This is a genomic window from Streptomyces sp. S4.7, from assembly GCF_010384365.1.
In the GTDB taxonomy this organism is placed as follows: domain Bacteria; phylum Actinomycetota; class Actinomycetes; order Streptomycetales; family Streptomycetaceae; genus Streptomyces.
This window is the reverse complement of sequence record NZ_CP048397.1, coordinates 474,864-499,031: the sequence shown is the minus strand read 5'-3', so window position 1 is coordinate 499,031 and position 24,168 is coordinate 474,864. Positions and strand designations below refer to the sequence as shown.

Genomic DNA, 24,168 nt, shown 5'->3' with positions numbered 1-24,168 from the left:
GAAAGCGCGGAGGCCTACTGGGCTGAGGTCCTGACATACACCCCTGACCCGGCAGATTCTCACGGGCAAGTCACGACAGCTCGACGGCGCCGACGGTGTCGGGCTTCCTGCCGTGGCGCAGATCGGAGAACGCCCACAGGAGTTCCTGGTTCCAGCCGGTCGCCGGCAGCGTCTCGCGCCCCTCGGTGCGGAGTTGGAAGGGGACGCTGAAGGCGCGGGCCACGACGGTCCCTTCCTCGTCGGTGCCGACGAGGACGTACTTGGGCAGTTCGGCGACGATCCGGCCGATGTTCACCCAGCCCACCGGGTCGTGGAGCATGAAGGCGGGCCAGGTGTCGAGCATCCGCCACATCGGACCGACGAGTTCGGGACGTTCGGCGAGGGTGGTGACGGTCAGTTCCATACGGGCACGTTAACGGCCTGCGGCCCGGCGCCCCACTGACTTGGTACGGCCTCCGGGACGGGGAGGCCGTCGGCTCGGGAAGGGTGCGGGCCAGATCGGAGACCGGGCCCGCACCCGCCCGCTTTCACGCCGCGACACGGATATCGCAACTGCTCCGGGCGTCGGTCAGAGCGCCGGGTAGGCGTTCCTCATGAGCTCCTGGAACTGGGCCGGGAACCAGTGGCCGGAGAGCGGCGCGTCCGGCAGGGCGCCGGACATGTTGTTCCCGTTGAGGGGGTTACCGGTGTACGTCGGGTCGCACATCCGGTCGAAGCCCTTGCCCTCGTCGTTCTCGATCACCTTGCTGGCGCCGTCCGACTCACCCGGGGGCTTGACCCAGACGTACGCGTCGATACCGGGTGCCGGGGCCGCCTGGGGCCGTGCGCCGAGACCGGCGCCCTTCTGGTTGCACCAGTTGCCCAGGTGGATCCGGCGGTCGGTGCGGCCTCCGTTGACGTACGTGTCCGAGGTGGTCTTCGGGCCCGCGGCGGTCGGCCTGGCCGCGCCGCCCCAGCCGTTGCGGGAGGTGTCGATCAGCATGCCGACGTCCGGGGAGAAGCCTTCCTTCTGGGCCTCGGTGCGGAACGCCTGGGCGAACGACTGCTCGTCCACGTAGCGGTTCCAGTCGATCCACTTGGCCTTTTCGCGGATCGGACCGTCGTTGGCGGTATCGCCGATCTTGAAGAACGGCTCGGTGGTGGCGCCGTAGTTCGCGGTGTTGGCGATGAAGCCGTGCACGTTGGCCAGTGTGCTGCCCTCGGCCTTCGCGGCCTCGGCGATCTGCTTCGCGGAGGCGTTGAAGTTGTCGTCCCAGCCGATCCAGCCGTGGTGACCCGCGTCGACGTAGTTGTACGCGTTCGGGATCGCGCCCAGCTTGGCCAGCGCGTAGCCGACACCCTTGACGTAGTTTCCGTTCGCCTTCATCGTGTCGCAGTTCGGGACCGCGGTCGGGCGGGGCGAGACGTTGGTGACCAGGTTCGGCAGCGAGTCGATCTCGACGATGTTCACGATGCGCAGGTTGGCGTAGGCCGGCTTGGCCAGGATCGCCGCGATCGGGTCGATGTACTCGTTCTTGTACCGGGAGAGATCCGTCTGGCCGAGCTCGCCGTTCGAGGCGAGGGCGGAACAGTCACGGCCGGGCAAGTTGTAGATGACCAGCTGGATCGTCTGCGCGCCCTGGCTGACGGCCCTGTTGAGGTGGGCCTCCAGGCCCATTCCGCCCGCCACACCCTTGATCGTGGCGATGCGGTCGAGCCACACGGCGGTGGGCTGGTTGGAGATCCTGCTGCCGCCGGGCTCGGCCGCGGCCTTCGCGGACCACAGCGGGTTCACGTACACCTTGGCACCCGCGTACGGGTTGTCCACGCGGGCGGCGGCCTTTGCGGACGCGGAGGCGGGGGTGGTGGTGAGCTGGGTGACCGCGCCGCCGGTGAGCAGCATCGCGCCGACGGTGAGAGCGACCAGGCCGGGGCGGACTCGTCGTTGGGGTAAGGCGACTGAGTTGGTGAGGGGGGTCATGTGCGAACTACCTCCGGAGGATTGGGATCTTCCCCCCTAGGGGGGAGGACGTGCGCTTTTGCCCGGTTCAGTTGCACGTTCTTAACGATGGGAGCGCTCCCATCGTCAAGTCTTGATCAAGACCTGTCAATACTTGGACGCGACGAGGCCATTTACTACTCCACCCTCACGCGCTACGTTGCCGATGGGAGCGCTCCCATCACCCCCCACCATCCACGCCAGACCCTCTGTCAGGTCGATCGCCGGGCCCGAACGGTCGGCTCCCGCAGCATGGGGCGACGCCCACGACAGGTCCCGGCCGATCGGTCGGTGCTCGAAAGAGAACCTTCACGAAGGAGACCAACTCATGGCCATCAACTCGGTCCGTGCCCGGCGCACGCTGGCCCTAGCCGGGGCCGCGGGCGTTGTCGCCGCGGTGCTGTCCGTGCCGTCCCCGGCATCGGCGCACGGCGTCAGCATCATGCCCGGCTCGCGGACCAGCCTGTGCTACAAGGACCTGCTCCAGAACGGCTCGACCCAGATGCCGTCCAACCCCGCCTGCGCCGCCGCGGTCCGGCAGAGCGGTACCACCCCGCTGTACAACTGGTTCGCCGTTCTGGACTCCAACGCCGGTGGCAGGGGCGCGGGTTACGTCCCGGACGGGAAGCTGTGCAGTGCGGGCGACCGCAGCCCGTACAACTTCTCCGCGTACAACGCGGTCCGCACCGACTGGCCGAAGACGCACCTGACCTCGGGTGCGAACATCCAGCTCAAGTACAGCAACTGGGCCGCCCATCCGGGTAAGTTCGAGGTGTACCTCACCAAGAGCGGGTGGAGCCCGACCAAGGCCCTCGCGTGGGGCGACCTGGACCACCTTCGGACGGTGACCAACCCGCCGCAGAACGGTGGTGTGGGCACGAGCGAAGGCCACTACTACTGGAACCAACAGTTACCGCAACGGAGCGGTCAGCACATGCTCTTCGTCCAGTGGATCCGCTCCGACAGCCAGGAGAACTTCTTCTCCTGCTCCGATGTCGTCTTCGACGGCGGCAGCGGTGAGGTCACCGGTCTGGCGGGCGGCGAGCGGTCGGCCGCCGAGGTCGAGGCGATCGGGGCGGACGTCGAGAACACCAAGGCCGACCCGATCCACGCCGCCGGACACACCGAACACGCCGCGGCCGGAGAGAAGCTGGCAGCCGCCAGCAACGAGTCGGCCGTCGCCGTGCCCGCGGTAGTGGCGGGCCTGGGGGCAGTCGTCTTCGCCAGTGGCGTGATGGTCTTCAACCGGGGCCGCCGGGCCAGGCAGCACGGCTGACGGCCGAGGACCCCGGCGCCGCCGCCGGGGTCCTCTCACCGTTCACGTCGTTCACGTCGCACGGCACCGCCGCAGCATCATCTGTTTGTCCGGGGCCGTCACCGGCATGTCGTAGGTGAGGGCCGCCTGCGCGAAGCCGACCGCGTAGGCACACCTGATCTCTCTGCTGGGCGGCAGCCAGGACGCAGGGCCGGAGTCCCCCTCGGCGCTGTTGGCGCGCCGGCCAGGGGCAGGACTCGGGCCTCGTCGTGCTCGCGCGGGTTGAGGGTGATGCCCCCGCCCAGATCCATCGCGCCGCCGATCATGTGCCAGGGGTGGCCGGGGGAGTAGACGGAGTGCAGCTGCAGCGGCCGCTCGTCCTCGTCGGTTGCGTAGAGGCACACGTACGCCGCCGCCCGGGGCAGTGTGTCGGCGAACTGCTGCGGCGGGACCCACGTCGACTCCCGCTGACCACCGGCCACGGCGCCGGCCGCTTGGCGGTGGCGGGTCATCCGCATCGGCGCCGGGCTGTCGCTGAAGCCGAACTCCCGGTACAGGGGCGCTGCCTCCGGGCTGGCATGCAGCTCGAACGAGGTCACGTCGTCGACGTCGGCGAGATGGTCCAGGAGCGCGGACACGACGGCCCGGGCGCAGCCGAGGCGCCGGTGGTCCGGGTGTGTGGCGACCACGTGTACGCGGGCGGCAATGCCCCGGGGATAGGCCGGCGGCGCCGCCAGGACGGGGTGGATCAGGCCGAGTGCGCAGGCGGCCATCGTGCCGTCCGGGGCGTCAACGACGAAGGCCCGCGCGTCTCCCTCCGGCGTCGGCCGTGGCGCCAGCTCGTCCGAGCACCGCCGGACCCACTCATCGGTCAGTGGTGCGGACAGGACGTGTTCGGAGCGCATCCGGGTGATGGCCTCGGCGTCAGTGGAGGTTGCCCGCGCGGCCCGGCGCCCGTCCGGCGGCGGCGCGCTGTTCGGCCGCCGCAGTGGGTCCCATGTCGGCGTTCACGTCGTATCTCCTGTCGATGAGAGGGCCCGGCGAAGGACGGTTCGCACCCGACACCGCCACGACCGGCGGCAGGTCCTGCCCCTCGGACAGCGCGTGTAATTTGCTGCCCTTCTTACCGCGATCGGCCGGATTCGGACCGGTTGGCGAGCCCCCCTTTTTTTCCCGCACCGACGCGGCATCGACGATCGCGGACGACCAGTCCAACTGACCCCTGGCGCCGAGTTCGTCCGGCACCGCCCGGTGCGGTCCGCGCCACAACCCGGCCTCGGTCCACACGCTGAACCGACGGTGCGCGGTGGCCGGCGATACGCTGAACGGTTCCGGCAGATACCGCCACGCACACCCGCTCGTCAGTATGTGCGCCACAGCCGTGAACACCGCCCGCTCGTCACGCGGAGCTCTCCCGCCACCTTGCGGTCGAGCCGCGAACGACGGCAGTAGCGGGGCGACCAGCTCCCAGAGCTCATCAGGAGCCGGACGCTTCGACAGGTCAGCCCTCACGGCCGCCATCATGCCGCTCGAACACCAAGTCATGTGACACAGTCCTCTACGCCTTGGCCGATGCGGCCGATCTGGCGGCCTGCTCGATCTTCGCGTAGTAGGCGGCGCGGGCTTCCTCATTGATCTGCATCTCGTGTTCGGGGCGCATCCCGGTTCGGCCGTCGACGCCTTCGCGCAGGATGTCGGCGTGCCCGGCATGCCGGTTGGTCTCGCCGAGGACGTGGACCATGACGGCGAACAGGTTCGTGTGGGAATGAGGCTCCGGCCACCACGGCACGTGGCCGGGGGCATCGAGGGGAAGCTCGTCGATCGTCGCGTCCGAGTGTTCCCACGTGCGCCGGTAGGACTCGATGATCTGATCGCGGGTCTCGTCCTCGGTCGCCCACAGATCGCTGCCGTCGTGGTCCTGCCACCGGGGCAGCGGTTCCGGGGAAGGACGGTCGAAGACCTCGCCAAAGTACCTGGCCTCGACGCTGGCCACGTGTTTGACCAGGCCGAGGAGGTTGCTCCCGGTCACTGTCAACGGTCGGCGGGTGTCGTATTCGGACAAGCCGTCGAGCTTCCAGACCAGCGCCTTGCGGTCCCGCCGCAGTCTCCCGTGCAGGTTGTCCTTCGCGAATTCATCGATCATGCGGCATGAGCCTGCCATGGGCTACTCGCGGCCTCAAGATCCCGTGCGTGGACCGCAACGACCGGAAGAGCCGAAGTCTGGCAATGGCCAGTGGCCTGAGCTGCTACAAGGAGCCGATGAACTTGCCACGTGAGACAACGTCTTAGACGTCGTTTCCTTTGGCTGGGTGGGTCGTTGGGCAGTGTGTGACGAGTCTTGTTGTGCGGTTGGTGCCGGATGAGTTGTGGGTGTTGTTCCGTCGGGTGGTGCCGCCGACGGAGGTGATACGTCCGCAGGGTGGTGGCCGGGCTCGGGCGGGTGATCGTGAGGTTTTGGCGGCGATCTTGTTCGTGGCCACGTCGGGCTGTACGTGGCGGCAGTTGCCGCCGGTGTTCGGGCCGGCCTGGCCCACGGTCTACCGGCGGTTCGCGCAGTGGTCGCAAGCGCGGGTGTGGGCCCGGCTGCACCGTGTTGTCCTTGATGAGCTCGGTGCCCGCGGTGAGCTGGACTGGTCGCGTTGCGCGATTGATTCCGTCAGTGTCCGGGCGGCAAAAGGGGGTCACTGACGGGACCGAATCCGACCGACCGTGGCAAGGCGGGTTCGAAAATCCACCTGATCACCGACCGGAACGGTCTTCCGCTGTCGCTGGGAATTTCCGGCGCGAACACGCACGACAGCCAGGGCCTGGAGCCGCTCGTGCGCGGCATTCCGCCCATCCGCTCCCGGCGTGGCCCCCGCCGCCGGCGGCCCGGCAAACTGCATGCCGACAAGGGCTATGACTACAACCACCTGCGCCGATGGCTCCGCAGTCGCGGTATCACCCACCGCATCGCCCGCAAAGGTGTCGAGAGTTCACAGCGGCTCGGCCGCCACCGATGGGTCGTAGAACGGACCGTCTCGTGGCTGGCCGGCTGCCGACGCCTCCACCGCCGCTACGAACGCAAAGCCGAGCACTTCCTCGCCTTCGTCGGCATCGCAGCCACACTCATCTGCCACCGCCGCCTAACCAAATGAAACGACGTCTTAGGGGGCCGCGGGCGGTTGCGTAGGAATGGACACAGTACAAGCTCGGGCGCCGGGTGCCGTACGCGCCCGTCAGCCAGCTCTCCCTCACCTGCAATGACCGCCCTCCGATTCTCTGCGCCGGTCGCCAATCACTTTGACAACCGAACCGTTTCATCGCCGCTCCAGGGAGATGATCGCCAATCAACATCCATGTGTGCCCTGTAGCCGCGACCGTCATTTAAATTCAAGAACGCGGCCCTGTAAGGCCAGTATTCATCGTAAGCAAAGGTCTTGAGCGGCAGACCGTTGGATTCTCGAACGGTAATCCTCCTCGGCCCATCTGTTTTCGCGAAGTGTAAATTCGTGGCGATTGTGGAGCCGGTGGCGAAGGGCGCCTGAGTTGCGGTTCTTTGAGTGGGCATCGTGTGGGGTGTGGGCGTTACGGGCGATATCTTGACGCTTGAATGACGCTCGTGACTCTCACTTGATGCTCGTCCTGATGGGGTGTGAGGCGTCCTATCGGCAGTCGGACCCAGTCAAAAGGGCAAGGGCCGACGGGGCGACGAGGACAGGTGACGTTGAGTGCAAACCGAATGAAGCCGAAAGGTCAGAGGTGGCCTTGATGCCTCGTGATGCCTCGTGATGCGGCTGACGCTATGTCGAGGTGGTGGGGCGCGGGGAGCGGAGTACGAGCAGGGTGATCTCGCTGGGGGCGAAGACGCGGAACGGCGGGCCCCAGAAACCGGTGCCGCGGCTGGTGTAGAGGAGTGTGCGGGCGCCGTGGCGGCTGAGTCCGGCGACGGCGGGCTGGTCGAGGCGGACCAGGTGGTGGAAGGGCCAGATCTGGCCGCCGTGGGTGTGTCCGGAGAGCTGGAGGTCGACACCGCCCGCCGCGGCCCGGTCGACGAACGCGGGCTGATGGGCCAGGAGCAGGACGGGCAGATCGGGGTCGGCGCCCTCCAGGGCTCCGGCGAGGTGGGCTCGGTGTCCGGGCAGGCCGGAGGACTCGGCGGTGACGTCGTCCACGCCGGCCACCACGAGGGTGTCGCCGCCACGTTCGAGCAGGAGATGGCGGTTGCGCAGCGGCTCCCAGCCAAGCTCCTCCATCAGATCGACCCAGCCCTGGGCCTCGCTGTAGTACTCGTGGTTCCCGGTGACGTACACACGGGCCCGGGTTGCCCGCACGGTACCGAGTGGCACGGCCTGGGCACGGCGGCGCTCGGCGGTGCCGTCCGCGATGTCGCCGGTGTGGCAGACCAGGTCGGCTTCCAAGGTGTTCACCGTCTCGCACACCCGCGCCGACCAGCGAGCGCGGTCGAGCGGGCCGTAGTGGGTGTCGGTGATGAGCACGACCCGCAGGCCGTCCAACCCGGTACCCAGCCGGGGGAGTGGCACGTCGAGCCGGCGCACGCGCGGCACGCGACGGGCCTCGGCGTAACCCCAGCCGAGCAGTACGGCGCTGACGGCGAGGACGGCCCAGGTGACGGTCCGGGCCCGGTCCTGGCCCTCGCCGATCCCGGCCACGGTCAGGACGAGCCGCAAGAGGCCGCCGATCAGAACGGACCAGGTGAACAGAACCCAGCTGGCGCCCAGCAGGGTGTCACCTGCGATCGCCGCCCGGTCCTGCTGGCGCCGGCCGTGGCCGCGCGCCATCGCGAGCGGCATACCGACGAGACCGAGGGCGAACAGAGCGGTGCCGGCGAGCGTGACCGGCAGCGGCCAGTGCTGGCCGGTGTACAGGAGCACCCAGCAGGGCACGGCCCAGAGCAGGATGGGCGCGATCAGAGGGATGTAGCGCATCAGGCGGCGCAGCCGGCTCCGCCGCGGCGCTTGCGCTTCGCCCTCGGCGGGCCGGGTGTCGCTGGTGTCGGTCACGCTTCGCCTCCTGACCGGGCTGCCGTCTCGCGCACTGTATCCGGTCGCCCTGGGCCGACCGGACAGGCGTTCATGGGCTCGGCCCCTTAGGCCTTAGGTCCTGTCTTCGAACTGGCGTCTGGCTCACGACGCCCGGTACGCACGCCCGCTGCGTTGTCGGACTCGCCCAAGTACGCCCGGTACGAGAGTGATGAGCGATCCTCCGTCTTGCGATCGCACGCACCGGACGCCGTGAGTCCCGCCCCGCGGGCGGACGACGCCAGTTCGAAGACAGGACCGGGGGCGAAGGGCCCTTCGCGAGATGACAAGACGCCGCCGCGGCCATATCCGTCGGCATGAGTTGCCCGCGACCAGCAGGCGTTGAGTGCGTGAGCATCGCGTCAAGGGCTGCCCCGGCCGAGAGTGCGTGTGCGACAACGAGAAGGGTGACAAGTTCCTGTCTGCTGTCACCCAGCTCGTCACGTCACGCGACTGGTACGCCGGCCCATGACCTGACCAACGGCCCTCGATCGGACGTCTTCGATGCTGCTCGTTCTCGCAGATCAGAGACATGGTCAGTTCTCGGTCCGGCTCAGATCTCCCTCCACTTTCTGGGGAGACCATCTTCTCGGCCCCGGGCCCAATCTCTTTTCCCCGGGCCGGATGGCCACTCGCTGTACGGGAGGACGTCGAGCGGCTTGGCGTCCTGACGGTTCATCACGGCGCCCGGAGGGAAGTGGTTCCAGGGCGGGTGGGGTCGGCCCGCCTGGGGGTTCCGTCCCGGGGCGCGTCGCAGGCCGTGGCCGACCGGCGCGCGCCTCCATCCCCAGGGCCTTTATCTGATTTACCACTCCGTGACGTGTTCTTGACAAGGGCTGCGAATAACGCCACTCTCGTGCCTCTCCAGCCCACGAATGAGGAGAGGCAGCCCCCCCACATGAGTTCACGTACTGTCAGAGTGCTGGTGTCGGTACTGGCGGGTGCCGGCTTGACGCTCGCCGCCCCCACAGCCCTGCCCGCGGTCGCGAACGCCTCGTCGGCCGCCGTCGCCGAGGTGTCCGCCGCCGACGGCTGCTACACCTGGAGCGGGACGCTGAGCGAGGGCTCGTCCGGCGAAGCCGTGCGACAGCTCCAGATCCGGGTCGCCGGATACCCGGGCTCGGGCAGCCAGCTCGCCATCGACGGCCAGTTCGGCCCGGCTACCAAGGCCGCGGTGCAGCGCTTCCAGTCGGCTTACGGTCTCGGCGCCGACGGTGTCGCGGGCCCGGCCACCTTCGGCAAGATCTACGAGCTTCAGGACGACGACTGTTCCCCGGTCAACTTCGAGTACGGCGAGCTGAACAACTGCAACTCCGACTGGTCCGGCGGCAAGGTCAGCGCGGCCACGGCCCGCGCCAACGCCCTGGTCACCATGTGGAAGCTGCAGGCCATGCGCCACGCCATGGGTGACAAGCCGATCACCGTCAACGGCGGCTTCCGCAGCGTCACCTGCAACAGCAACGTCGGCGGCGCGGCCAACAGCCGTCACATGTACGGCCACGCGGCCGACCTCGGCGCGGGCTCGCAGGGCTTCTGCGCCCTGGCTCTGGCGGCCCGCAACCACGGCTTCACGGAGATCCTCGGCCCGGGCTACCCGGGTCACGACGATCACACGCACGTCGCCGGTGGCGACGGCCGCTTCTGGTCGGCACCGAGCTGCGGTATGTGATCCATCGGTTCGCGCACTGCGCGTGCCTGCGACGCCCGCTCCGGCGCTTCGGCCCGGGGCGGGCGTCCGCCGTGCCGTGCGGTTGCTTCCCGCGACGACACCCCTACGAGCCCAACTCACGGCCGGCGGGACCGAACTGGCCGAAGGCGACACCTTCGGGGCTTCCGACGCACCGGAGCCGTACGGCGGGCGGTCGGGACACTGTGCCGGGGATCTTCACGTGTCCATCCATTGACATGTACACGCCACGCTTGGAGAGTTGCCCTTCTCCGTGCCCCGCCGCGGCAGCACACGTCTTCGGCCGGGACCGGTATGCAGACCGTCGAAAGGAGCAACGATGAACCGCTTAACCCGAACTCTCCTCCCCATCACCATGGGTGCTGCCCTGCTGGTGCCGCTGACCCACTCCGCCACCGCGGTGGAGACCGGCGCCCGTAGCGCTTCCCCCGCCGCGGCCGGGAAGAAGGTCGCCGGCGATGTCCACGCCAAGGTCAGCCGCGACTCCGTCATCCAGCGGGCCAAGACCTGGCTGACGGCGAACAACGGCAGTCAGGTGCCCTACAGCCAGACCGCGACGTTCGGCGGATACCGTGCGGACTGCTCCGGATACGTCAGCATGGCGCTCCAGTACGGCAAGCCCGGCGCCAACACGGTGATGCTCGCAACCTCGGACTTCACCACGCCGATCAACATGTCGCAGCTCACCAAGGGCGACCTGATCATCGACGCGGCGGGCAGCAGCACCACGCGCCACGTCGTGATCTTCGAGAAGTGGACGAGTAGCGCCCGCACCAGCTACAAGGCGTACGAGCAGCGCGGCGGGCACGGTACGGACTACCGCACACTCAGCTACGGGATCGGGGCGGACGAGTACGACGCGTACCGTCCCAAGAAGTACTGACACACTCCCCGTACGCGCGCGGCCCGCGGCACCCCCACCGCCGCCGGAAGCGCGACGCGGCAGTGAGCAGAACGCCCTCCGGGCCGGCCCGGGGGCGTTCTGCCGTCTCCCGGCCGAGCGCCCCGTGACACAGGGTCTGCGGCAGCGGGCGGACCGTTTTGGGCCCGGTCCCGCCGTGCCCGGCGCACTCGGTATCGAAGAGGCGGGCGTCATCGTGAAGCCTGGCGCGCCGGCATCCGGCGGTCTGTAGGAGGTGGCTCCTTCTCTGTGCGAGTCGTCGTCGGCCGGTCGGTGGCGAAGCGTACGACGGCCGCCGTCCGTTCAGGGCGGTGTGGTGACCGGCGCCGGCCGGCCGAGGGGCGCGCACCGGCGGCGCTTGTCGGGAAGCAGTTCGGTGATGCCCAGACCGTCACAGTGCTCCAGCAGGGGAACGGTGACGCGTCGGGTGGTGTCCAGGGCGCGGCTCGCCGTTCCCACGGTGAACGGCTGGTCGAGTTCGCTCAGCCGGTCGGCCGCCAGCCGGGGGGCGTCCGGCAGCAGCACCACGTGCTCCGCGAGTCGCAGCACCGCTCCGTGGCGGACAGCCGCGGCGAGTTCGCGGCGGCCGAAGCCGAGTTCGGCGAGCCGCTGGGCGTGAGGCGCGGCGAAGGGCCCGCGGGCGAGCTCCGCTGCGAGTCGGTGCACCGCGTCCGCCACCGCGGCGGGCAGTGCCGCGGGCCCGGCGGTCACCCGCCCGCGGCTCATCCGCAAGGGCGGCGTGACCAGTGCCTCCACCAGAGAGACAGCCGGCAGCCCCAGACGGTGCCGGGCGGCCTCGACCGGTATCCCCTCCTCGGTGGGCCGCTGGGAGCGGTAGGCGGTGACCAGTTCGGTCAGTCGGGCGCTGAGGGAGGTCCAATGGGCGGGGTCCGCCAGCCAGTCGCCCGCGACCGGTGTGGTGTGGACGGCCACCCCCATCGCTGTCAGCTCCCCGAGCCTGACCAGCAGCCGACGCCGTAGCTCGGCCGCCTCGTCCGGAGTGCCGCGAGCGTCGCGCAGCTCTGCCGCGCGGCGTACCGCGGCGCCGCGGCGCCGCAGTTCCGGTGGCTGGGGGTCGAGCACCTCCAGGCCGGCCAGCACACGCCGCAGACCGGGATCGCGCAGCACCGCGCGGTCACCGATACGCAGCGGCAGTGGCGCGGGCAGGGTCAGCCGGACGATGTCCGCGCCGAGCGGACGTACGCGTACGGGTACGTCCGCCGAGCCGATGTGGGCGACAGCGGTGCGGGGCAGTGCCGCGGCCGGTGTTCCGCCATGTACGCGCACGTCGCAGCGGAGGCAGGGGAGGAAGCTGTCGGGCGTGAGCAGGGCGTCGCCGCGGCCTGTCGACTCCTTTTCGAGGTCCCTGAGGTTGACGGCGACCCGGGCGGTGGCCCGCACCAGATCGGCCTCCTCGCCGAGGGCCTGCAAAGCCCTGACGCGCACGGGACGGCCGGTCCGGGCGGTCACCAGGACGTCGCCCCGGCGGATCCGCCCCGCACGGAGCGTGCCGGTGACCACCAGCCCGCTGCCGCGCACGGTGAAGGACCGGTCGATCCACAGCCGCACCGGGGAGTCGGCGTCCCCGTCCGGCAGCCGCGCGGCCAGCCGGCCCAGGGCGGCGCGCAACTCCACGAGGCCCGCGCCGGTACGGGCGCTGACGGCCACGGCCTCGACACCGCCGAGGGTGCTGGACCGGATCCGGTCCTGTGCCTGCGCCATGGCGGGGCCGGGATCCGCCAGATCGCTGCGGGTGACGGCCAGCAGCCCATGCCGTACACCCAGGGCGTCCAAGGCGGCGAGGTGCTCGGCGGACTGCGGCTTCCAGCCTTCGTCGGCGGCGACGACGAACAGCACGGCCGGCACGGACCCCACGCCGACCAGCATGGTGGGGACGAACCTCTCGTGGCCGGGGACGTCGATGAACGCGAGCCGTTCACCCGACGCCAGATCCGTCCAGGCGAAGCCCAGGTCGATGGTCAGACCACGGCGCCGCTCCTCTGCCAGCCGGTCGGGGTGGCTGCCGGTCAGCGCGTGGATCAGTGTGCTCTTGCCGTGGTCGACATGCCCCGCCGTCGCGATGACCCGCATGATCACAGTCCCGCCGCGCGCAGCACCGCGGCAAGGATGTCGCCGTCGCACGGCTGCGGTACGCACCGCAGGTCCAGCAGCAGCCGGCCGCGCACCACCCGGCCGAGCACGGCCGGTTCACCGGCGCGCAGCGGCCTCGCCAGGTCGTCGGGGAGGCTGAGCGCACAGGACGGCAGTGCGGTTCCCGGGGCGCCGCCTCCTCCCACCACCGCCTCGCAGGGCACGACGTGCGCGTCCAGACCTCGGCACGCCACGTCCTCGGCCAGGCGCAGCGTGCGGACGCGCAGCTGCGACAGCGGCATGTGCACCGCTGCCTGCACGGGTGGCTCGGGACCGCGCAGAGTCGCTTCCAGCGCGGCCAGGGTGAACTTGTCCACGCGCAGGGCGCGGGCCAGCGGATGGCGGCGCATCCGCTCCACGACGGCGGCGCTGCCGAGGACCAGACCCGCCTGTGGACCGCCGAGCAGTTTGTCCCCACTGGCGGTGACCAGCGTGGCCCCGGCGCGCAGGGCTGTGGCCGCGTCCGGCTCGTCCGGTAGCAACGGGTCGGGCGTGAGGAGGCCGGAGCCGATGTCGACCACCACGGGCAGGCCCAGCGACGCCAGTTCGCCAGGGTCCACCGACTGGGTGAAGCCGCTCACCGTGAAGTTCGACGGGTGGACCTTGAGGATGAAGCCGGTGTCCGGGCCGACGGCGTCCGCGTAGTCGCCGAGACGGGTGCGGTTGGTGGTGCCCACCTCGTGTATCCGGGCGCCGCAGGAGGCCAGCAGTTCGGGTATCCGGAAGCCGTCGCCGATCTCCACGAACTCGCCCCTGCTGAGCAGGATGTCGCGCCCCGGGGCCAGCGTCACCGCCGCCAGGGCCAGGGCGGCGGCCCCGTTGTTGACCACGTGCACATCCTCTGCGGCCGGCACCGCTTCCCGAAGGGCCGCCAGGGCCCCACGGCCGCGGGACGCTCGTCTGCCGGTGCTCAGGTCCAGCTCGACGTCCGTGTATCCGCCGGCCGCCGTCATCGCCTCCAGCGCGGCCCGCGACAGCGGGGCCCGTCCCAGATTGGTGTGCAGCACCACGCCGGTGGCGTTGTGCACGGGGCGCAGGCCGGCCGCGCGTGCGGGGAGCGCGGCAAGAGCGGCATGGACCGCGTCGTCCGGGCCGATCCGTCCGTCGCGTACGGCTTGCTGGGCGATGGCGACCGCGGCCTTGACGATCGGCCTGCCCAGCCGTGCGGACGCCTCGCTCAGCCGGGGATCGCCGAGCAGCGCCGTGGCGCTCGGCACCTGGCGCCGGGTGTCCGTCGGCGGCTGCCGCATCTTCTCCGCCACCCGTGCACCCCGATCGAAGTCAGCGGAGGCGGACGGGAATCGAACCCGCCTGGCCCGGTTTCCGGACCACACCGATTTTGAAGATCGGGAGGGGCACCAGCCCGCCCAACGCCTCCGGAGCAAGATTGTGATCGCCGCACGCCGCTGGGGCAAGAGGTGAAATGATCGTCGTATGACGACTGTTGGCCCCGCCGCCGGGTCCCCCGCCCCCGTTCGGCTGACCCAGTACGCACGTGGCGGCGGCTGCGCCTGCAAGATCCCTCCGGAGGAGCTGGAGGCGATGGTCGCGGGACTGCTGCCGCCCCGGAGCCCCGGACCGGCCCCGGACGGCGACGGGAACCGGCTGCTGGTCGGACTCGACGACGGCGACGACGCCGCCGTGGTGCGCACCGGTGACGGCACCGCTCTGGTGTCGACGGCCGACTTCTTCACGCCCGTCGTCGACGACGCCCGCGACTGGGGCCGAATCGCAGCGGCCAACGCCCTGTCCGACGTCTACGCGATGGGCGGCCGGCCTCTGGTCGGGCTCAACCTGCTGGGCTGGCCCCGTGACGTACTGCCCGCGGAGCTGGCCCGGGAGGTCCTGGCGGGAGCGCTCGACGTCGCCCGTGGCGCCGGCTGTCTCATCGGCGGCGGCCACAGCATCGACAGCCCGGAACCGCTCTACGGAATGGCCGTGACCGGCCTGGTGGATCCGGACCGGCTGCTGCGCAACGACGCGGGCAGGCCGGGTGTGCCGCTGACGCTGACCAAACCGCTGGGTGTCGGGATACTCAACAACCGCCACAAGCGGACGGGCGAGGTCTTCGCGCACGCCGTCGCCGTCATGACGGCGCTCAACGACAAGGCCAGTGCCGCCGCCCTGGAGGCGGGCGCCGTGTGCGCCACCGATGTGACCGGATTCGGTCTGCTGGGCCATCTGCACAAACTGGCGCGGGCCAGCGGCGTCACGGCCGTGGTGGACACCGCTGCCGTCCCCGTGCTCGACGGCGCCCTCGAGTCCCTGCGGGCCGGGTACATCAGTGGAGGCACCCGCCGCAATCTCGACTGGGTGCGTCCGCGTCTGGACGCGGGACGGGCGAGTGAAGACCAGTTGCATCTGCTCGCCGACGCGCAGACCTCCGGTGGACTGCTGGTCGCCGGGGAGATTCCCGGACATCCGGTCGTCGGGGAGCTGGTGCCCGCCGTGGCCGGCACCACGCTGATGATCCGCTGAGCGCCGGGGACGGCCGCGGGTCCGAGGGCGAGGTACCCCGGGCCCGCGCGGCCTGGCCCGCTACCGGTAGCGGATGTGCAGGTGGTTGTCGTGGTTCGGGTAGCTCGTGGTCAGTCCTTCGGAGATCAGCTGCGGATCGTTGAAGAAGATCAGCTGGACATGGCCGGGGGCCTTCGCCCGGATCTCCTGCACGAGCCTGCGGGTGGCCGCGCGGTCGTAGGTGCTCGACTGCCAGGTGATGCGCCCCGCGGTGCACTGCGCCGAGTCGGTGCGGATCGGCCACACGTCGATGTCCATCCCGACCTGGTGGCTGGCGTGGCCGGGTATGGCCCCACCGTGTTCGAAGCCCGCGTCGCCGACCGGCAGTCTGCCGTTGCCGGTGGTGGCGAACGTGGCGGCGGCGGCCTCCAGTTGACCGACGGCGCCGGCTGTCGCCCAGTGGGCGCCCGCGTTGCCGTCGGGGCTCTGTGCGCACATCGAGCCGGCGCCGAAGTTGATGTTCTCGTAGTGCCACAGCAGGTTCTGCCAGGTGGTCGGCCCGACGACACCGTCCGCGCCGATCCCCGCATGGGACTGGAAGGTGCGGACGGCGGAGTCGGTGGCGGGTCCGAAGGCTCCGTCGACCGCGAGGCCCGTGCCCCGCTTGGCATTGAGCAGCGACTGAACGGCCTTCGCCGCCGGCCCGTTGTCGCCCTGTCGTACGGTGACGGCGAGTGCGCCCCATGTGGCGGGCCCGACGATGCCGTCCGCGGCCAGCCCCTCGGAGTGCTGGAAGCCGACCACGGCGCTCTGCGTGCCCGAGCTGAAGACGCCGTCCACCGTCACGGTGCGGCCGTGCGCGGCGAGCAGGTGCTGCAGCGCGACGACGTCGGAGCCCCGGCTGCCGTTGCTCGTCAGCGGGAACGCGGCCTGTGGGAAGGCGTGCGCGGGAACGCCCAGTCCGAAGAGCAGGCCCGCCATCGCGGTGAACAGCGTGATGATGCGTGCGAGTCGTCTCACGGTTTCCTGCCTCACTCTCCTGTTCGCTTCTCGGCTCACTGTCCTGCTCACTTCCCCGACTGAAGGGCGCTCCAGGTGGCCGGCCCGACGATGCCGTCGGCGCCCAGCCCGCGCGAGGACTGGTAGTCGCGCACGGCTTGGGCGGTGCCAGAGCCGAAGACGCCGTCGATGGCCACGGTCCGCCCGAGCGCGGCGGTCAGGGCGCGTTGCAGCCGGGTGACGGCCTCTCCTGTCGAGCCGTTCTGGATGGCCGGGGTGGATCCGCGGGACAGCAGAGCCGTCCAGGTCTTCGCGCCCACCACACCGTCCGCCGTGAGCCCCTTGCCGGTCTGGAAGTTCCGGGCGGCGGTGGTGGTGGCGGGCCCGAAGATCCCGTCCGGGGTGCCCGGGTCGAAGCCGGCGGCGTCGAGCAGGCACTGGGCCGCCTTGACCTGGTCTCCGGACGAGCCGCTCCGGACGGTGGGGTACGCCGTGAAGTTGAGGTTCGCCCCGGTGCAACCGGGCGGGGGCGGGGTGCCGTTGCCCACGTCCAGGTAGTCGCGGTCGATGTTGATCGAGTAGCCGCCGTAGGACTCCGTGACCTCACCGGCGTACTGGTGGATCCGCTGGTGGTTGGACCAGTAGGTGGACGGCACGTAGGAACCGGTGTTGGTGTCGGCGGCGCCGTTCCACCACGCGTAGAAGAGGTGGTCGACCCGCGTGTGGGCGCCGTTGTTGTACTCGTCGGCGGCGTCCTTGATCCCGGAGGCGGCGCTGGAGTAGAGGCCCGACAGATAGCCGCTGCTGTGCAGCCGCTCGGTCCAGCCGGACAGGTACGACATCACGGACGCCTTGCACGATGCCGTGGAGGTGTACGCCTCGATGTCGCTGTAGATGGCGCTGCCCGCCGGGATACCGAGGTTCGACGCGGCGGTGACGGCGCCGGCCGCCGCGGTGACACCCTGGGACTTGGCCGTGGCCGGATCGGTGGAGATCTTCAGCGAGTAGCTGGTGCACGGTGCCTGGCGCCCGACGTCGATGGGGAACAGGCGCCATCCGTTGTCGGTCTGGGCGCTCACCCAGCTCGCCGTCAGATTCGGCTGGGCGCAGGCCCGGAAGGAGCCACTGATGTAGACGCCGACCGCGCTGTACGGCGAGCTCGTCTGCCAGGCGTTCATGGCGGCTTGCGAGGGCGCGGCACAGGCGTCGAAGCCCTTGCCCAGATAGCTGCCCGGCTGCGGCCCGGCCGCGGCCAGGGGAGTTGCGCCGGACCGCTGAGCCGCGCGAGGCAGCTCGGTGCGCTCGGCGTCCTCGGTGAGGTCGGCCGAGGCGAGTACGCCGCGCACCAGGCTCTCGGTCTGCGGGGTGTGGGCGGCGGTCACGAGGATGCCGGCGTCCTCGACCGCGATCCGGATGGTGTCGTCGCCGGACGCGGCGGTCGGGGCGGTGGCCTTGCCGCGCTGGGTCCGCGCGGTCGCCGCCGTCGCCTGGCCCGCGGAGCGGGCGGTGATGGGCTCCACGACGATGCCCGCCGTACGGCCGACGACTCGGGAGGGACAGTCGTTCTGGTCGGCGGGCTCGCCCAGGTAGACGGTGGGTCTGTCGAACCGGAGGCAGGCGCGCGGGTGCTCGGCCAGATCGACCACCTGCCATTCGGCGGGCACCTCGATGCGGTAGCCGAGGTAGGTGACGGTCTGCCGGCTCTCGGGCGGGGAATCGGTCAGGGCGTGGCCGGGGGCGGCGAACGCGCCGATGCCGGCGAGAACCGCCAGCAGGGCCGTTCCGGCGCGGGCGGGCCAGGGGGTGCGGGACGACATCAGGGCACTCCTACTCGTGAGTGGGGAAGAGAGTGTGGGGGAGCAGACCTGCCACGCGTACGGGGGAAGGTGCTGCTGTGCGCGTGGGGATCCGCCGGTCGGACGCCGCGACTGGGTGCGGACCAGGGGCGGCTGGTGCGTCCGTCCACGTGGGTGTGATCGTTGTGGCCGGGGCAGGAAGGGCCGAAGGCGCCGCCGAAGCCCTGACGGCGGGCTCGCCGGGCGGGCCGGCGCAACGACGGACTGCCGACCGGATCGGCGGCGTCACCGTAGAGGCGCCGGCTGTTCGACGGGCCGCCCAGCGCGTTGTCGCAGCCGGCATGCCCGGTCACCCGGATCTGCGGCGGAGTCACGTCGGACCCCGACCTGACCCCGGGCAGGGTGCTGCCCCACGTGTGGCCCTGGGCGGCCAGGGCCGGGGCGCCCACGGCCGGCATGCCACCCACGGTGGATGGCGTGGCCATGACAATGGCGAACGAGTTGCACCGTGCGTCCCGGCATCGCGCCTCCGATACGAGTCCTTCCCGATCCCCCCGTGAGGGCCGAGGCGAGTTTGACGTTCATCACCGTTGCGTGTCCACACCGCCACCATCTGCCACAGGACCAGACCTCCGGCACAACTGGCCCGCAGGCCAAGGCCGTTGCGTCACATGGTGCGATGCGGTGTTCGGCCCCGACGCGGATTCCCGCTCACGCAAGCTCCGCGGGCCGGCCCGGGGCGCGGCCGCGGGCAGCGACACGACCACCATGACGACGGGACCGGTTCGTACAACCGCCGTGCCCCGTCACGACATCGGCGGTGCCGCTATCGGAAGATCGCGCAGGCGGCAGTGGCGATCAGCACGGAGCACAGGACGGTCATGCCGCTCAGCCGCCGAGCGAGCAGGTCGTCCCAGTGCTCCCCGTTTCCGGAGAGCCTGCGCAGAGCCGGGGTGAGTGCCCGGCCCGCTCCGAAGCCGAGCCCGGCCGCCAGGGCGGGCGCGTAGGAGCCCCCGGACAGCAGCACCGCGATCGCCATCGCGTACGGCGCGCTCGCCGAGACATAGGTACGCACGCCGGTACCGAGCTCGAAGCCGAACTGCAGGGCGCCGCGCGCCAGATGGCGGCGCAGTACGTCCTGCGGTATCTGCCGGGCGTTCTGCGGCAAACGCAGCGGCAGCTTGCCCGTGTCGCGCAGCGCGGCGAGCAGCGCGACGGCCACGACCAGCCCTTGCCGCACGTCGGCCGACAGTGGTGTGAAGAGACCCGACAGAAGCCACAGCACTCCGGCCGTCAATACCCCGCCGAGCAGCAGGCCGGCGGTGAACACGCCGAGTACCAGCGCCTGTCTGTACGTTGCCCGCCAACCTGGCGAGGCCAGCGCGAACGCGCTGTTGCGCGTTCAAACGGAGCCGGAGAGCGAGTAGCCGGCCAGACCGCCGGTGATCGCCCAGGTCAGGATGGGGGCGTAGAGCACTGCGGCGATCGCCGCGATCCCCAGGGCGGCGACGGGCAGGACGGGATCGGTGAGCAGCGCCCGTACGGCACGGGCGCCGCTCGGCCGGGCCGCAGGACGGCCGGACTCGCTCATCTAGACCGTCCCGGTCAGCGTGAGCCAGGTGTTCTGACCGACCACACCGTCGGCGGTCAGGCCGTGCAGGGACTGGAAGGAGACGACGGCCTCCCCCGTGAGCGACCCGAAGTTTCCGTCGACCGTCAGTGCGGAGCCGTGCTTGTTGAGCTGCCGCTGCGCGCCGCGTACGGCATCGTTCACGTCTCCTTGGCGCACGGTGACGACCAGGAGCGGCCAGGTGGCCGGGCTTACGGTGCCCGTGGGGCTGAGTCCGTTCGCCGACTGGAACTCATCGACCCGCGCCTCGGTGTCGGCCCCGAATATGCCATCGACGTCCGTCGGATGACCGTGGTGGGTGAGCAGGTGCTGGATGGTGTGGACGTCGGGCCCGGTGGCGCCGCTGCCGAGGGTCGGCCAGCTGATGGATCCGGGGCAGTCGCAGTCGGTGGTCCAGCGGCAGATGGACTTCACCCAGCCGGAGCCGGTGTTGCGGTAGCCGTCGTGGCAGCGCCGTTCGATACCGCAGCCGCAACTGCCGCAGGCCGCGCTGTAGCGCCACAGCCAGCCGTCGTAGGTACCGGCGTAGCACTGGTTGGGCCGCAGTATCCAGGTGTCACCGTCCGACCGGTGGAAGCCGGTGTTCGCCCCCGATGTCACGCACGCGTCGGCATAGATGGTGCTGGGCCCGCAGCCCGGGGAGCAGTTGTGGTCCGTGGCGTAACTCGGGCACTCGCCGGTCCAGATGTCGTAGCCGTCGGCATACGCCTGCCGGGCGGCGGTGAACACCCCCAGCGCGGCGAAGCCCGCGGCGGTCGCCGCCTGCAGCACTGTGCGCCTGGACGGCGCGAAGGACGGAAGTCTCCCGCCGGTCCGGGAACGGCGGCCACCGCTCCCCGAGCGGCGCAGCGTGGGCACGTCCTCCAGCGAAGTCACGGCAGGCTCCTCGGTGTTGCGGGTTGGATGTCGTCGAGCAACCGCAACAGCGCGGTGGGTGATCCGAGCGGCTCCGAACGCGCGATCCGGCCCTCCGGATCGATGACCACCGCGTAGGGGGTGGCGGGGATGTCGTAGGCCGTGAACAGCTCCGGACGGTGGTCCCTGACCGGGACGGAGCCTTCGTCGGCCTGTGGCCCGGTGCCCGCGTAGAGCCCGAGCAGTCGCGGGGCGCCGTCAGAACCCTGGCGGACCGTCCAGGCGTTGGCCTCCGCGAGTACCTGGCCGCAGGTGCGGCAGTCGGCGTCGAGGAAGAGCAGCAGCGCGGCGCGGCCCGGCGACAGGAGGCCGTCGAGCCCGGCCGGATCGAGCCCCGGCGCCGACGCGCCGGATGCGATGCCCACCCGGCCGGGGTGATGCGGCTGTGTTCGTGACAGCTGGTGCACCTGCCTGATCAATCCCGAGACGACCAGCGCGAGCAGCGCGATCGCCACCCACGAGGCGATCACGGCGCTGGTGGTGAAGTCCATCGCGTCGACACTCCTTCGGCAGTCCGGTGCACGGTGGTCTCGGTCGGCCGGTGAACAGCGGCCCTGGTCGGCGGGTGAACGGACGTCGCGGTCGGCTCGTGCATGGCGGCGGGCAGGGACCACAGCAGCACGGTGCAGGCGGCAGCCGCGAGAACCAGCGTGGTGAGTTCCGCCGCGGAGAGCCGTACGGGGTCGGCCCCGGCGATGACCGCGCCGGCCAGCGCGAGCGCGGCGAGGGCCGCGGCCCGCCGGGTCACCCAGCGGCTCAGGGGCAGGTCCTGGCGTGAACAGCCGCACGGTCCCCCGCGGCCTAGGGCCACAACGTGCCGCGTGTATCCGGCGTAGAGCCCGAAGAGGGCGGTCCCCGCGGCGAGTGCGGCCTGCAGCCCCCGCTGGTGACCCGTCAGCAGCGCGGCTGCGCCGGCCACCCCCAAGGTGCCCTCCGCGAAGGGCAGGACGACGGCCGCGAACCGGCGGAACCGCGGGCCCAGCACGCCGTGCGCCCGCAGCGCCTCACCCAGGGCAGCCGGACGGGCGGCGTGAGAACCCACCCCCATGAACAGGCTCAGTATGACGATCGAGGCGGTCAGCCCGCCGTAGAACCCGATCACCGTCGGCTCATCCCGTGTACCGCAGCGCGAGCCGCCCGGCGAGGTCGGGCACCCGCTCGACGGGAGTCGACGCCAGCGGCACCAGCGTGGCCCAGATCTCGGCGGAGGAGAGCACGAAGAACGGGCTGCCGTCGGACAGCGTGTCGCGGAACAGCTCACCGGAGGCGACCGTCACCCCCTTCCACGGGGGCAGTTGGGCGGTGTGCTCCTTCGTACGCCGGGACAGCTCCAGCAGCCCGAGGCCGGGCACCTCCTTGATCACCGTCGCGGGCCGCGCGAAGGCGCTTCCGGCCGACGGATCGGGCTGGAGGGTGAGCCCGTACTCGCTCTCCGCGATACCCACCGACCTGAGCAGGCCGAGCACCTCGGCCACGCTCATGCCGTACAGCCGGGTCACCAGTGCGTGGCGCCGGCCGCGCCACACGACCAGCGACGGCCGCTCCACGAGCCCCGAGCGCGGCTCGCGCTCGATCGACTCGAAGACGCGCAGCGTGCCCTTCTGGAAGGTGAGTTCGGAGTCGGGTGACGCGATGCCCAGGGACGCGGCGACATCGTCCCCCAAAGAGGCGGGCCCGGCGGTGAACTCGATCAGCCGGCCACCGGCCATCACCTCGACGGCCGAAGTGCTCGGAGACCGGAGGTCGAGGTCGCCCTCCAGGTGATACGTCCCTCCATCAAGGGCGCGATGAGCGACGAACGATGCGACCATGTGCATCCTCCCGGGAGGGCGGGGCTCTGTACGACACCGCTGCCGCAGGGAAATTTAGACAATAGTCATGCCCCTGTCAATCTGCTGCACCGGCAAGTCGCGCCGCGCTGTACGGGCCGAACGGGCAGCCGCTGAGCGGGCGATCACGTACGAACGCGCCGCCCAGGCGTCGGCGGAACGGCCTCGGGTCCGCCCTCGCGCTGGTCGGCGAATGGCGGGGAAGCCCATCCGACGTCGGGATCCAGGTCTGCCCGGTCCGGAGCGACTCTCTCTGGCGCGGGGCCGACGGCGCGGATTGATGCCGCGGGCGAAGTCCCGGGCGAACAACGCCCGCAGGGGGGCGATGACCCGCACGGGAGGGCCCTGGCGCCGTCGCGGCGGTGCCAGGGCCCTCAGCCGGGTCGGGCCTCCGGTTACGTGGCCTCTTCGTAGACGACCCAGACCTGGCCGCGGTCGAAGGTCATGGGCTCGCCGTTCGCCTGGGTGAAGGTGGTACCCGCCTCCGCGGTGGGCCGGTCCCAGGTGGTCTCGTACGCCTGGCCGTCGCGCAGCACGGTTGCCGAGCCGGTGCCGACCGTCTCCTCGTACGGGGTCTCGCCGCTGGAGTCCGGCGGCATCGCGACCTTCTGGACCACGATGGTCTTTCCGCCGAGCCGGTCGCCGTCGCTGCTCGTCGCGGGGGCGTCGTCGAAGGACGTGAGCCAGCGGTCCTCCTCCGCCGACCAGGTGAAGGAGGTGGTGGCGGCGCCGTAGTCCACGGCGCGCTCCGTGGTCGGCGTGCCGCCCGCGGGCGCGTCGTCCGCGAAGCGGAAGCCGATGTCGTCGCTCGTGCCGGCCTCGGGAGCCTCTTGCAGGATCTTGTCGGCGTACCCGTAGAGGTTGTGGGGGGCCTCGTGGTCGGTGCCGCGGTAGTAGGCGTCGGGGAAGTCCTCGTGGGACACGCCGTAGAGCGTGGACGCGTTGATCATGTCCACGACCTCGGCCCGTGCGCCGGAGTACGCGAGCGCGGGCCGGCCGAACATGCGGAGCTGCTCGATGTTGTACTCGCGAGCGCTGCGTACGGGCCCCACGGCCGCGGGCAGTTTGCTGGAGTAGAGGCCGAGCAGTCGGCTCAGGCCGCCCTCCACCTTCTCGACGAAGACGATGTCCGCGTCCTCCAAGGCGGTCTGCGGTCGGGCGCCCTTGTGGTTGTCGATCTTCACTGCCAGCACGGGGGCCGGCTCGGCGGGCAGTCCCGTGAAGGGCGAAGTGGCTTGCGTGGGCGCGGGATTCCCGTGCGGGGCGGTCTCTCCCGCCCAGGAGAACGCGGCCTGCCCCGCTGACAACGCGCCCACCAGGGCCAGGGCGGCCAGCAGGCGTGGGGTCCTGCGCGCACCTCGGGTCTTACCGGTGGGGGTCGGTGAGACGGTGTTGCCCAGCATGAACGGCCTTCCGTCGTGGGGGAGTCGGATGGACAGCCACCTCATCTCCTCGGGGCCGGGTCGTCAATACCGTTGTATGACTTGTTCTCACTTCGCGAACGCGACTGCCGGCGGAGGCCTGCCCCGGAGCGGTCCGCGCCAGGTGT

At 70.7% G+C, this 24,168-nt stretch carries 20 protein-coding genes, 1 tRNA gene and 3 pseudogenes; 5 read left to right on the top strand and 19 right to left on the bottom strand.

Annotation, left to right across the window (positions count from 1 at the left end; all coding sequences use genetic code 11):
• Positions 1 to 73: 73 nt before the first annotated feature.
• A pseudogene (locus tag SSPS47_RS02085) lies at positions 74 to 403 on the bottom strand (N-acetyltransferase); the annotation flags it as partial.
• A 165-nt stretch (positions 404 to 568) separates the two neighbouring features.
• Entirely contained in the window at positions 569 to 1,960 is a 1,392-nt protein-coding gene (locus tag SSPS47_RS02080; protein WP_164248256.1) for a glycoside hydrolase family 6 protein, read from the bottom strand.
• Between the two features lie 346 nt (positions 1,961 to 2,306).
• Between SSPS47_RS02080 and SSPS47_RS02075 the strand changes: the two genes are divergently transcribed.
• Positions 2,307 to 3,254 carry a lytic polysaccharide monooxygenase gene (locus tag SSPS47_RS02075; protein ID WP_164248254.1) on the top strand — a complete coding sequence of 316 codons (948 nt, stop codon included), beginning with the start codon at positions 2,307 to 2,309 and terminating at the stop codon, positions 3,252 to 3,254.
• A 51-nt stretch (positions 3,255 to 3,305) separates the two neighbouring features.
• On the opposite strand, the pseudogene SSPS47_RS35115 reads toward SSPS47_RS02075, so the two are convergent.
• The 4 genes and pseudogenes from SSPS47_RS35115 to SSPS47_RS02060 all read right to left on the bottom strand — a co-directional run.
• A pseudogene (locus SSPS47_RS35115) lies at positions 3,306 to 3,479 on the bottom strand (HNH endonuclease); the annotation flags it as partial.
• A gap of 341 nt (positions 3,480 to 3,820) precedes the next feature.
• Positions 3,821 to 4,138 (bottom strand): annotated as a pseudogene (locus SSPS47_RS36160) (GNAT family N-acetyltransferase); the annotation flags it as partial.
• A 19-nt stretch (positions 4,139 to 4,157) separates the two neighbouring features.
• Entirely contained in the window at positions 4,158 to 4,745 is a 588-nt protein-coding gene (locus SSPS47_RS02065; protein WP_164248250.1) for a transposase, read from the bottom strand.
• A gap of 46 nt (positions 4,746 to 4,791) precedes the next feature.
• A complete protein-coding gene (locus tag SSPS47_RS02060) occupies positions 4,792 to 5,376 on the bottom strand; it encodes a DinB family protein (protein WP_164248248.1) in 585 nt (194 codons plus the stop codon).
• Positions 5,377 to 5,561: 185 nt separating this feature from the next.
• Here SSPS47_RS02060 and SSPS47_RS02055 point away from each other — a divergent pair.
• Positions 5,562 to 6,370 (top strand): IS5 family transposase gene (locus tag SSPS47_RS02055; RefSeq protein WP_239064695.1). Its coding sequence is split into 2 segments (ribosomal slippage): positions 5,562 to 5,909 and positions 5,912 to 6,370, totalling 807 coding nucleotides; the frame shifts between segments, so codons are not numbered across the junction.
• A 645-nt stretch (positions 6,371 to 7,015) separates the two neighbouring features.
• Here the strand turns inward: SSPS47_RS02055 and SSPS47_RS02050 are convergent.
• On the bottom strand, positions 7,016 to 8,236 hold the full coding sequence (locus SSPS47_RS02050) for a metallophosphoesterase (protein ID WP_164248246.1): 1,221 nt from the start codon (positions 8,234 to 8,236) through the stop codon (positions 7,016 to 7,018).
• Positions 8,237 to 9,152: 916 nt separating this feature from the next.
• Between SSPS47_RS02050 and SSPS47_RS02045 the strand changes: the two genes are divergently transcribed.
• A complete protein-coding gene (locus SSPS47_RS02045; protein ID WP_164248244.1) occupies positions 9,153 to 9,923 on the top strand; it encodes a M15 family metallopeptidase in 771 nt (256 codons plus the stop codon).
• Positions 9,924 to 10,260: 337 nt separating this feature from the next.
• The gene (locus SSPS47_RS02040; RefSeq protein WP_164248242.1) at positions 10,261 to 10,824 is read left to right on the top strand and encodes a C40 family peptidase; all 564 of its coding nucleotides are present in this window, start codon (positions 10,261 to 10,263) and stop codon (positions 10,822 to 10,824) included.
• A gap of 321 nt (positions 10,825 to 11,145) precedes the next feature.
• Here the strand turns inward: SSPS47_RS02040 and selB are convergent, their stop codons facing one another.
• The 3 genes from selB to SSPS47_RS02025 form a co-directional block, all read right to left on the bottom strand.
• The gene (gene selB / locus SSPS47_RS02035; protein ID WP_164248240.1) at positions 11,146 to 12,933 is read right to left on the bottom strand and encodes a selenocysteine-specific translation elongation factor; all 1,788 of its coding nucleotides are present in this window, start codon (positions 12,931 to 12,933) and stop codon (positions 11,146 to 11,148) included.
• 2 nt (positions 12,934 to 12,935) lie between these two features.
• A complete protein-coding gene (gene selA / locus SSPS47_RS02030; protein ID WP_164254344.1) occupies positions 12,936 to 14,243 on the bottom strand; it encodes an L-seryl-tRNA(Sec) selenium transferase in 1,308 nt (435 codons plus the stop codon).
• Positions 14,244 to 14,277: 34 nt separating this feature from the next.
• Positions 14,278 to 14,371, bottom strand: a tRNA-Sec gene (locus tag SSPS47_RS02025).
• Between the two features lie 56 nt (positions 14,372 to 14,427).
• Between SSPS47_RS02025 and selD the strand changes: the two genes are divergently transcribed.
• Positions 14,428 to 15,471, top strand: coding sequence for a selenide, water dikinase SelD (selD, locus tag SSPS47_RS02020; RefSeq protein WP_164248237.1), 1,044 nt, complete (start codon positions 14,428 to 14,430; stop codon positions 15,469 to 15,471).
• A 60-nt stretch (positions 15,472 to 15,531) separates the two neighbouring features.
• On the opposite strand, the gene SSPS47_RS02015 is transcribed toward selD, so the two are convergent.
• From SSPS47_RS02015 to SSPS47_RS01975, 9 genes are all read right to left on the bottom strand, one after another.
• The gene (locus tag SSPS47_RS02015; protein WP_239064737.1) at positions 15,532 to 16,470 is read right to left on the bottom strand and encodes a penicillin-insensitive murein endopeptidase; all 939 of its coding nucleotides are present in this window, start codon (positions 16,468 to 16,470) and stop codon (positions 15,532 to 15,534) included.
• Between the two features lie 47 nt (positions 16,471 to 16,517).
• A complete protein-coding gene (locus tag SSPS47_RS02010) occupies positions 16,518 to 18,266 on the bottom strand; it encodes a glycoside hydrolase domain-containing protein (protein ID WP_164248234.1) in 1,749 nt (582 codons plus the stop codon).
• Positions 18,267 to 19,071: 805 nt separating this feature from the next.
• Positions 19,072 to 19,575: a hypothetical protein gene (locus tag SSPS47_RS02005; RefSeq protein WP_239064736.1), complete on the bottom strand. Its 504-nt coding sequence runs from the start codon at positions 19,573 to 19,575 to the stop codon at positions 19,072 to 19,074.
• 72 nt (positions 19,576 to 19,647) lie between these two features.
• On the bottom strand, positions 19,648 to 19,836 hold the full coding sequence (locus tag SSPS47_RS02000; protein ID WP_164248231.1) for a hypothetical protein: 189 nt from the start codon (positions 19,834 to 19,836) through the stop codon (positions 19,648 to 19,650).
• The gene (locus tag SSPS47_RS01995) at positions 19,837 to 20,751 is read right to left on the bottom strand and encodes a peptidoglycan-binding protein (RefSeq protein WP_164248228.1); all 915 of its coding nucleotides are present in this window, start codon (positions 20,749 to 20,751) and stop codon (positions 19,837 to 19,839) included.
• Complete coding sequence (locus tag SSPS47_RS01990) at positions 20,748 to 21,281, bottom strand: hypothetical protein (RefSeq protein WP_164248225.1); 534 nt, start codon at positions 21,279 to 21,281, stop codon at positions 20,748 to 20,750. Before SSPS47_RS01990 ends, SSPS47_RS01995 begins: the two co-directional genes overlap by 4 nt.
• Positions 21,257 to 21,892: a MauE/DoxX family redox-associated membrane protein gene (locus SSPS47_RS01985; RefSeq protein WP_164248223.1), complete on the bottom strand. Its 636-nt coding sequence runs from the start codon at positions 21,890 to 21,892 to the stop codon at positions 21,257 to 21,259. Before SSPS47_RS01985 ends, SSPS47_RS01990 begins: the two co-directional genes overlap by 25 nt.
• A 7-nt stretch (positions 21,893 to 21,899) precedes the next feature.
• On the bottom strand, positions 21,900 to 22,601 hold the full coding sequence (locus tag SSPS47_RS01980; RefSeq protein WP_164248220.1) for a hypothetical protein: 702 nt from the start codon (positions 22,599 to 22,601) through the stop codon (positions 21,900 to 21,902).
• A 413-nt stretch (positions 22,602 to 23,014) separates the two neighbouring features.
• The gene (locus SSPS47_RS01975; protein WP_164248189.1) at positions 23,015 to 24,022 is read right to left on the bottom strand and encodes a DUF3048 domain-containing protein; all 1,008 of its coding nucleotides are present in this window, start codon (positions 24,020 to 24,022) and stop codon (positions 23,015 to 23,017) included.
• Positions 24,023 to 24,168: the final 146 nt, after the last annotated feature.

Excerpts from the sequence above, each read along its gene's own strand:
- SSPS47_RS02080 (WP_164248256.1), bottom strand. The coding sequence starts at position 1,960 with ATGACCCCCCTCACCAACTCAGTCGCCTTACCCCAACGACGAGTCCGC.
- SSPS47_RS02075 (WP_164248254.1), top strand. The coding sequence starts at position 2,307 with ATGGCCATCAACTCGGTCCGTGCCCGGCGCACGCTGGCCCTAGCCGGG.
- SSPS47_RS02060 (WP_164248248.1), bottom strand. The coding sequence starts at position 5,376 with ATGATCGATGAATTCGCGAAGGACAACCTGCACGGGAGACTGCGGCGG.
- SSPS47_RS02045 (WP_164248244.1), top strand. The coding sequence starts at position 9,153 with ATGAGTTCACGTACTGTCAGAGTGCTGGTGTCGGTACTGGCGGGTGCC.
- SSPS47_RS02040 (WP_164248242.1), top strand. The coding sequence starts at position 10,261 with ATGAACCGCTTAACCCGAACTCTCCTCCCCATCACCATGGGTGCTGCC.
- selB (WP_164248240.1), bottom strand. The coding sequence starts at position 12,933 with ATGCGGGTCATCGCGACGGCGGGGCATGTCGACCACGGCAAGAGCACA.
- selA (WP_164254344.1), bottom strand. The coding sequence starts at position 14,243 with ATGCGGCAGCCGCCGACGGACACCCGGCGCCAGGTGCCGAGCGCCACG.
- selD (WP_164248237.1), top strand. The coding sequence starts at position 14,428 with ATGACGACTGTTGGCCCCGCCGCCGGGTCCCCCGCCCCCGTTCGGCTG.
- SSPS47_RS02010 (WP_164248234.1), bottom strand. The coding sequence starts at position 18,266 with ATGTCGTCCCGCACCCCCTGGCCCGCCCGCGCCGGAACGGCCCTGCTG.
- SSPS47_RS02000 (WP_164248231.1), bottom strand. The coding sequence starts at position 19,836 with ATGAGCGAGTCCGGCCGTCCTGCGGCCCGGCCGAGCGGCGCCCGTGCC.
- SSPS47_RS01990 (WP_164248225.1), bottom strand. The coding sequence starts at position 21,281 with ATGGACTTCACCACCAGCGCCGTGATCGCCTCGTGGGTGGCGATCGCG.
- SSPS47_RS01980 (WP_164248220.1), bottom strand. The coding sequence starts at position 22,601 with ATGGTCGCATCGTTCGTCGCTCATCGCGCCCTTGATGGAGGGACGTAT.
- SSPS47_RS01975 (WP_164248189.1), bottom strand. The coding sequence starts at position 24,022 with ATGCTGGGCAACACCGTCTCACCGACCCCCACCGGTAAGACCCGAGGT.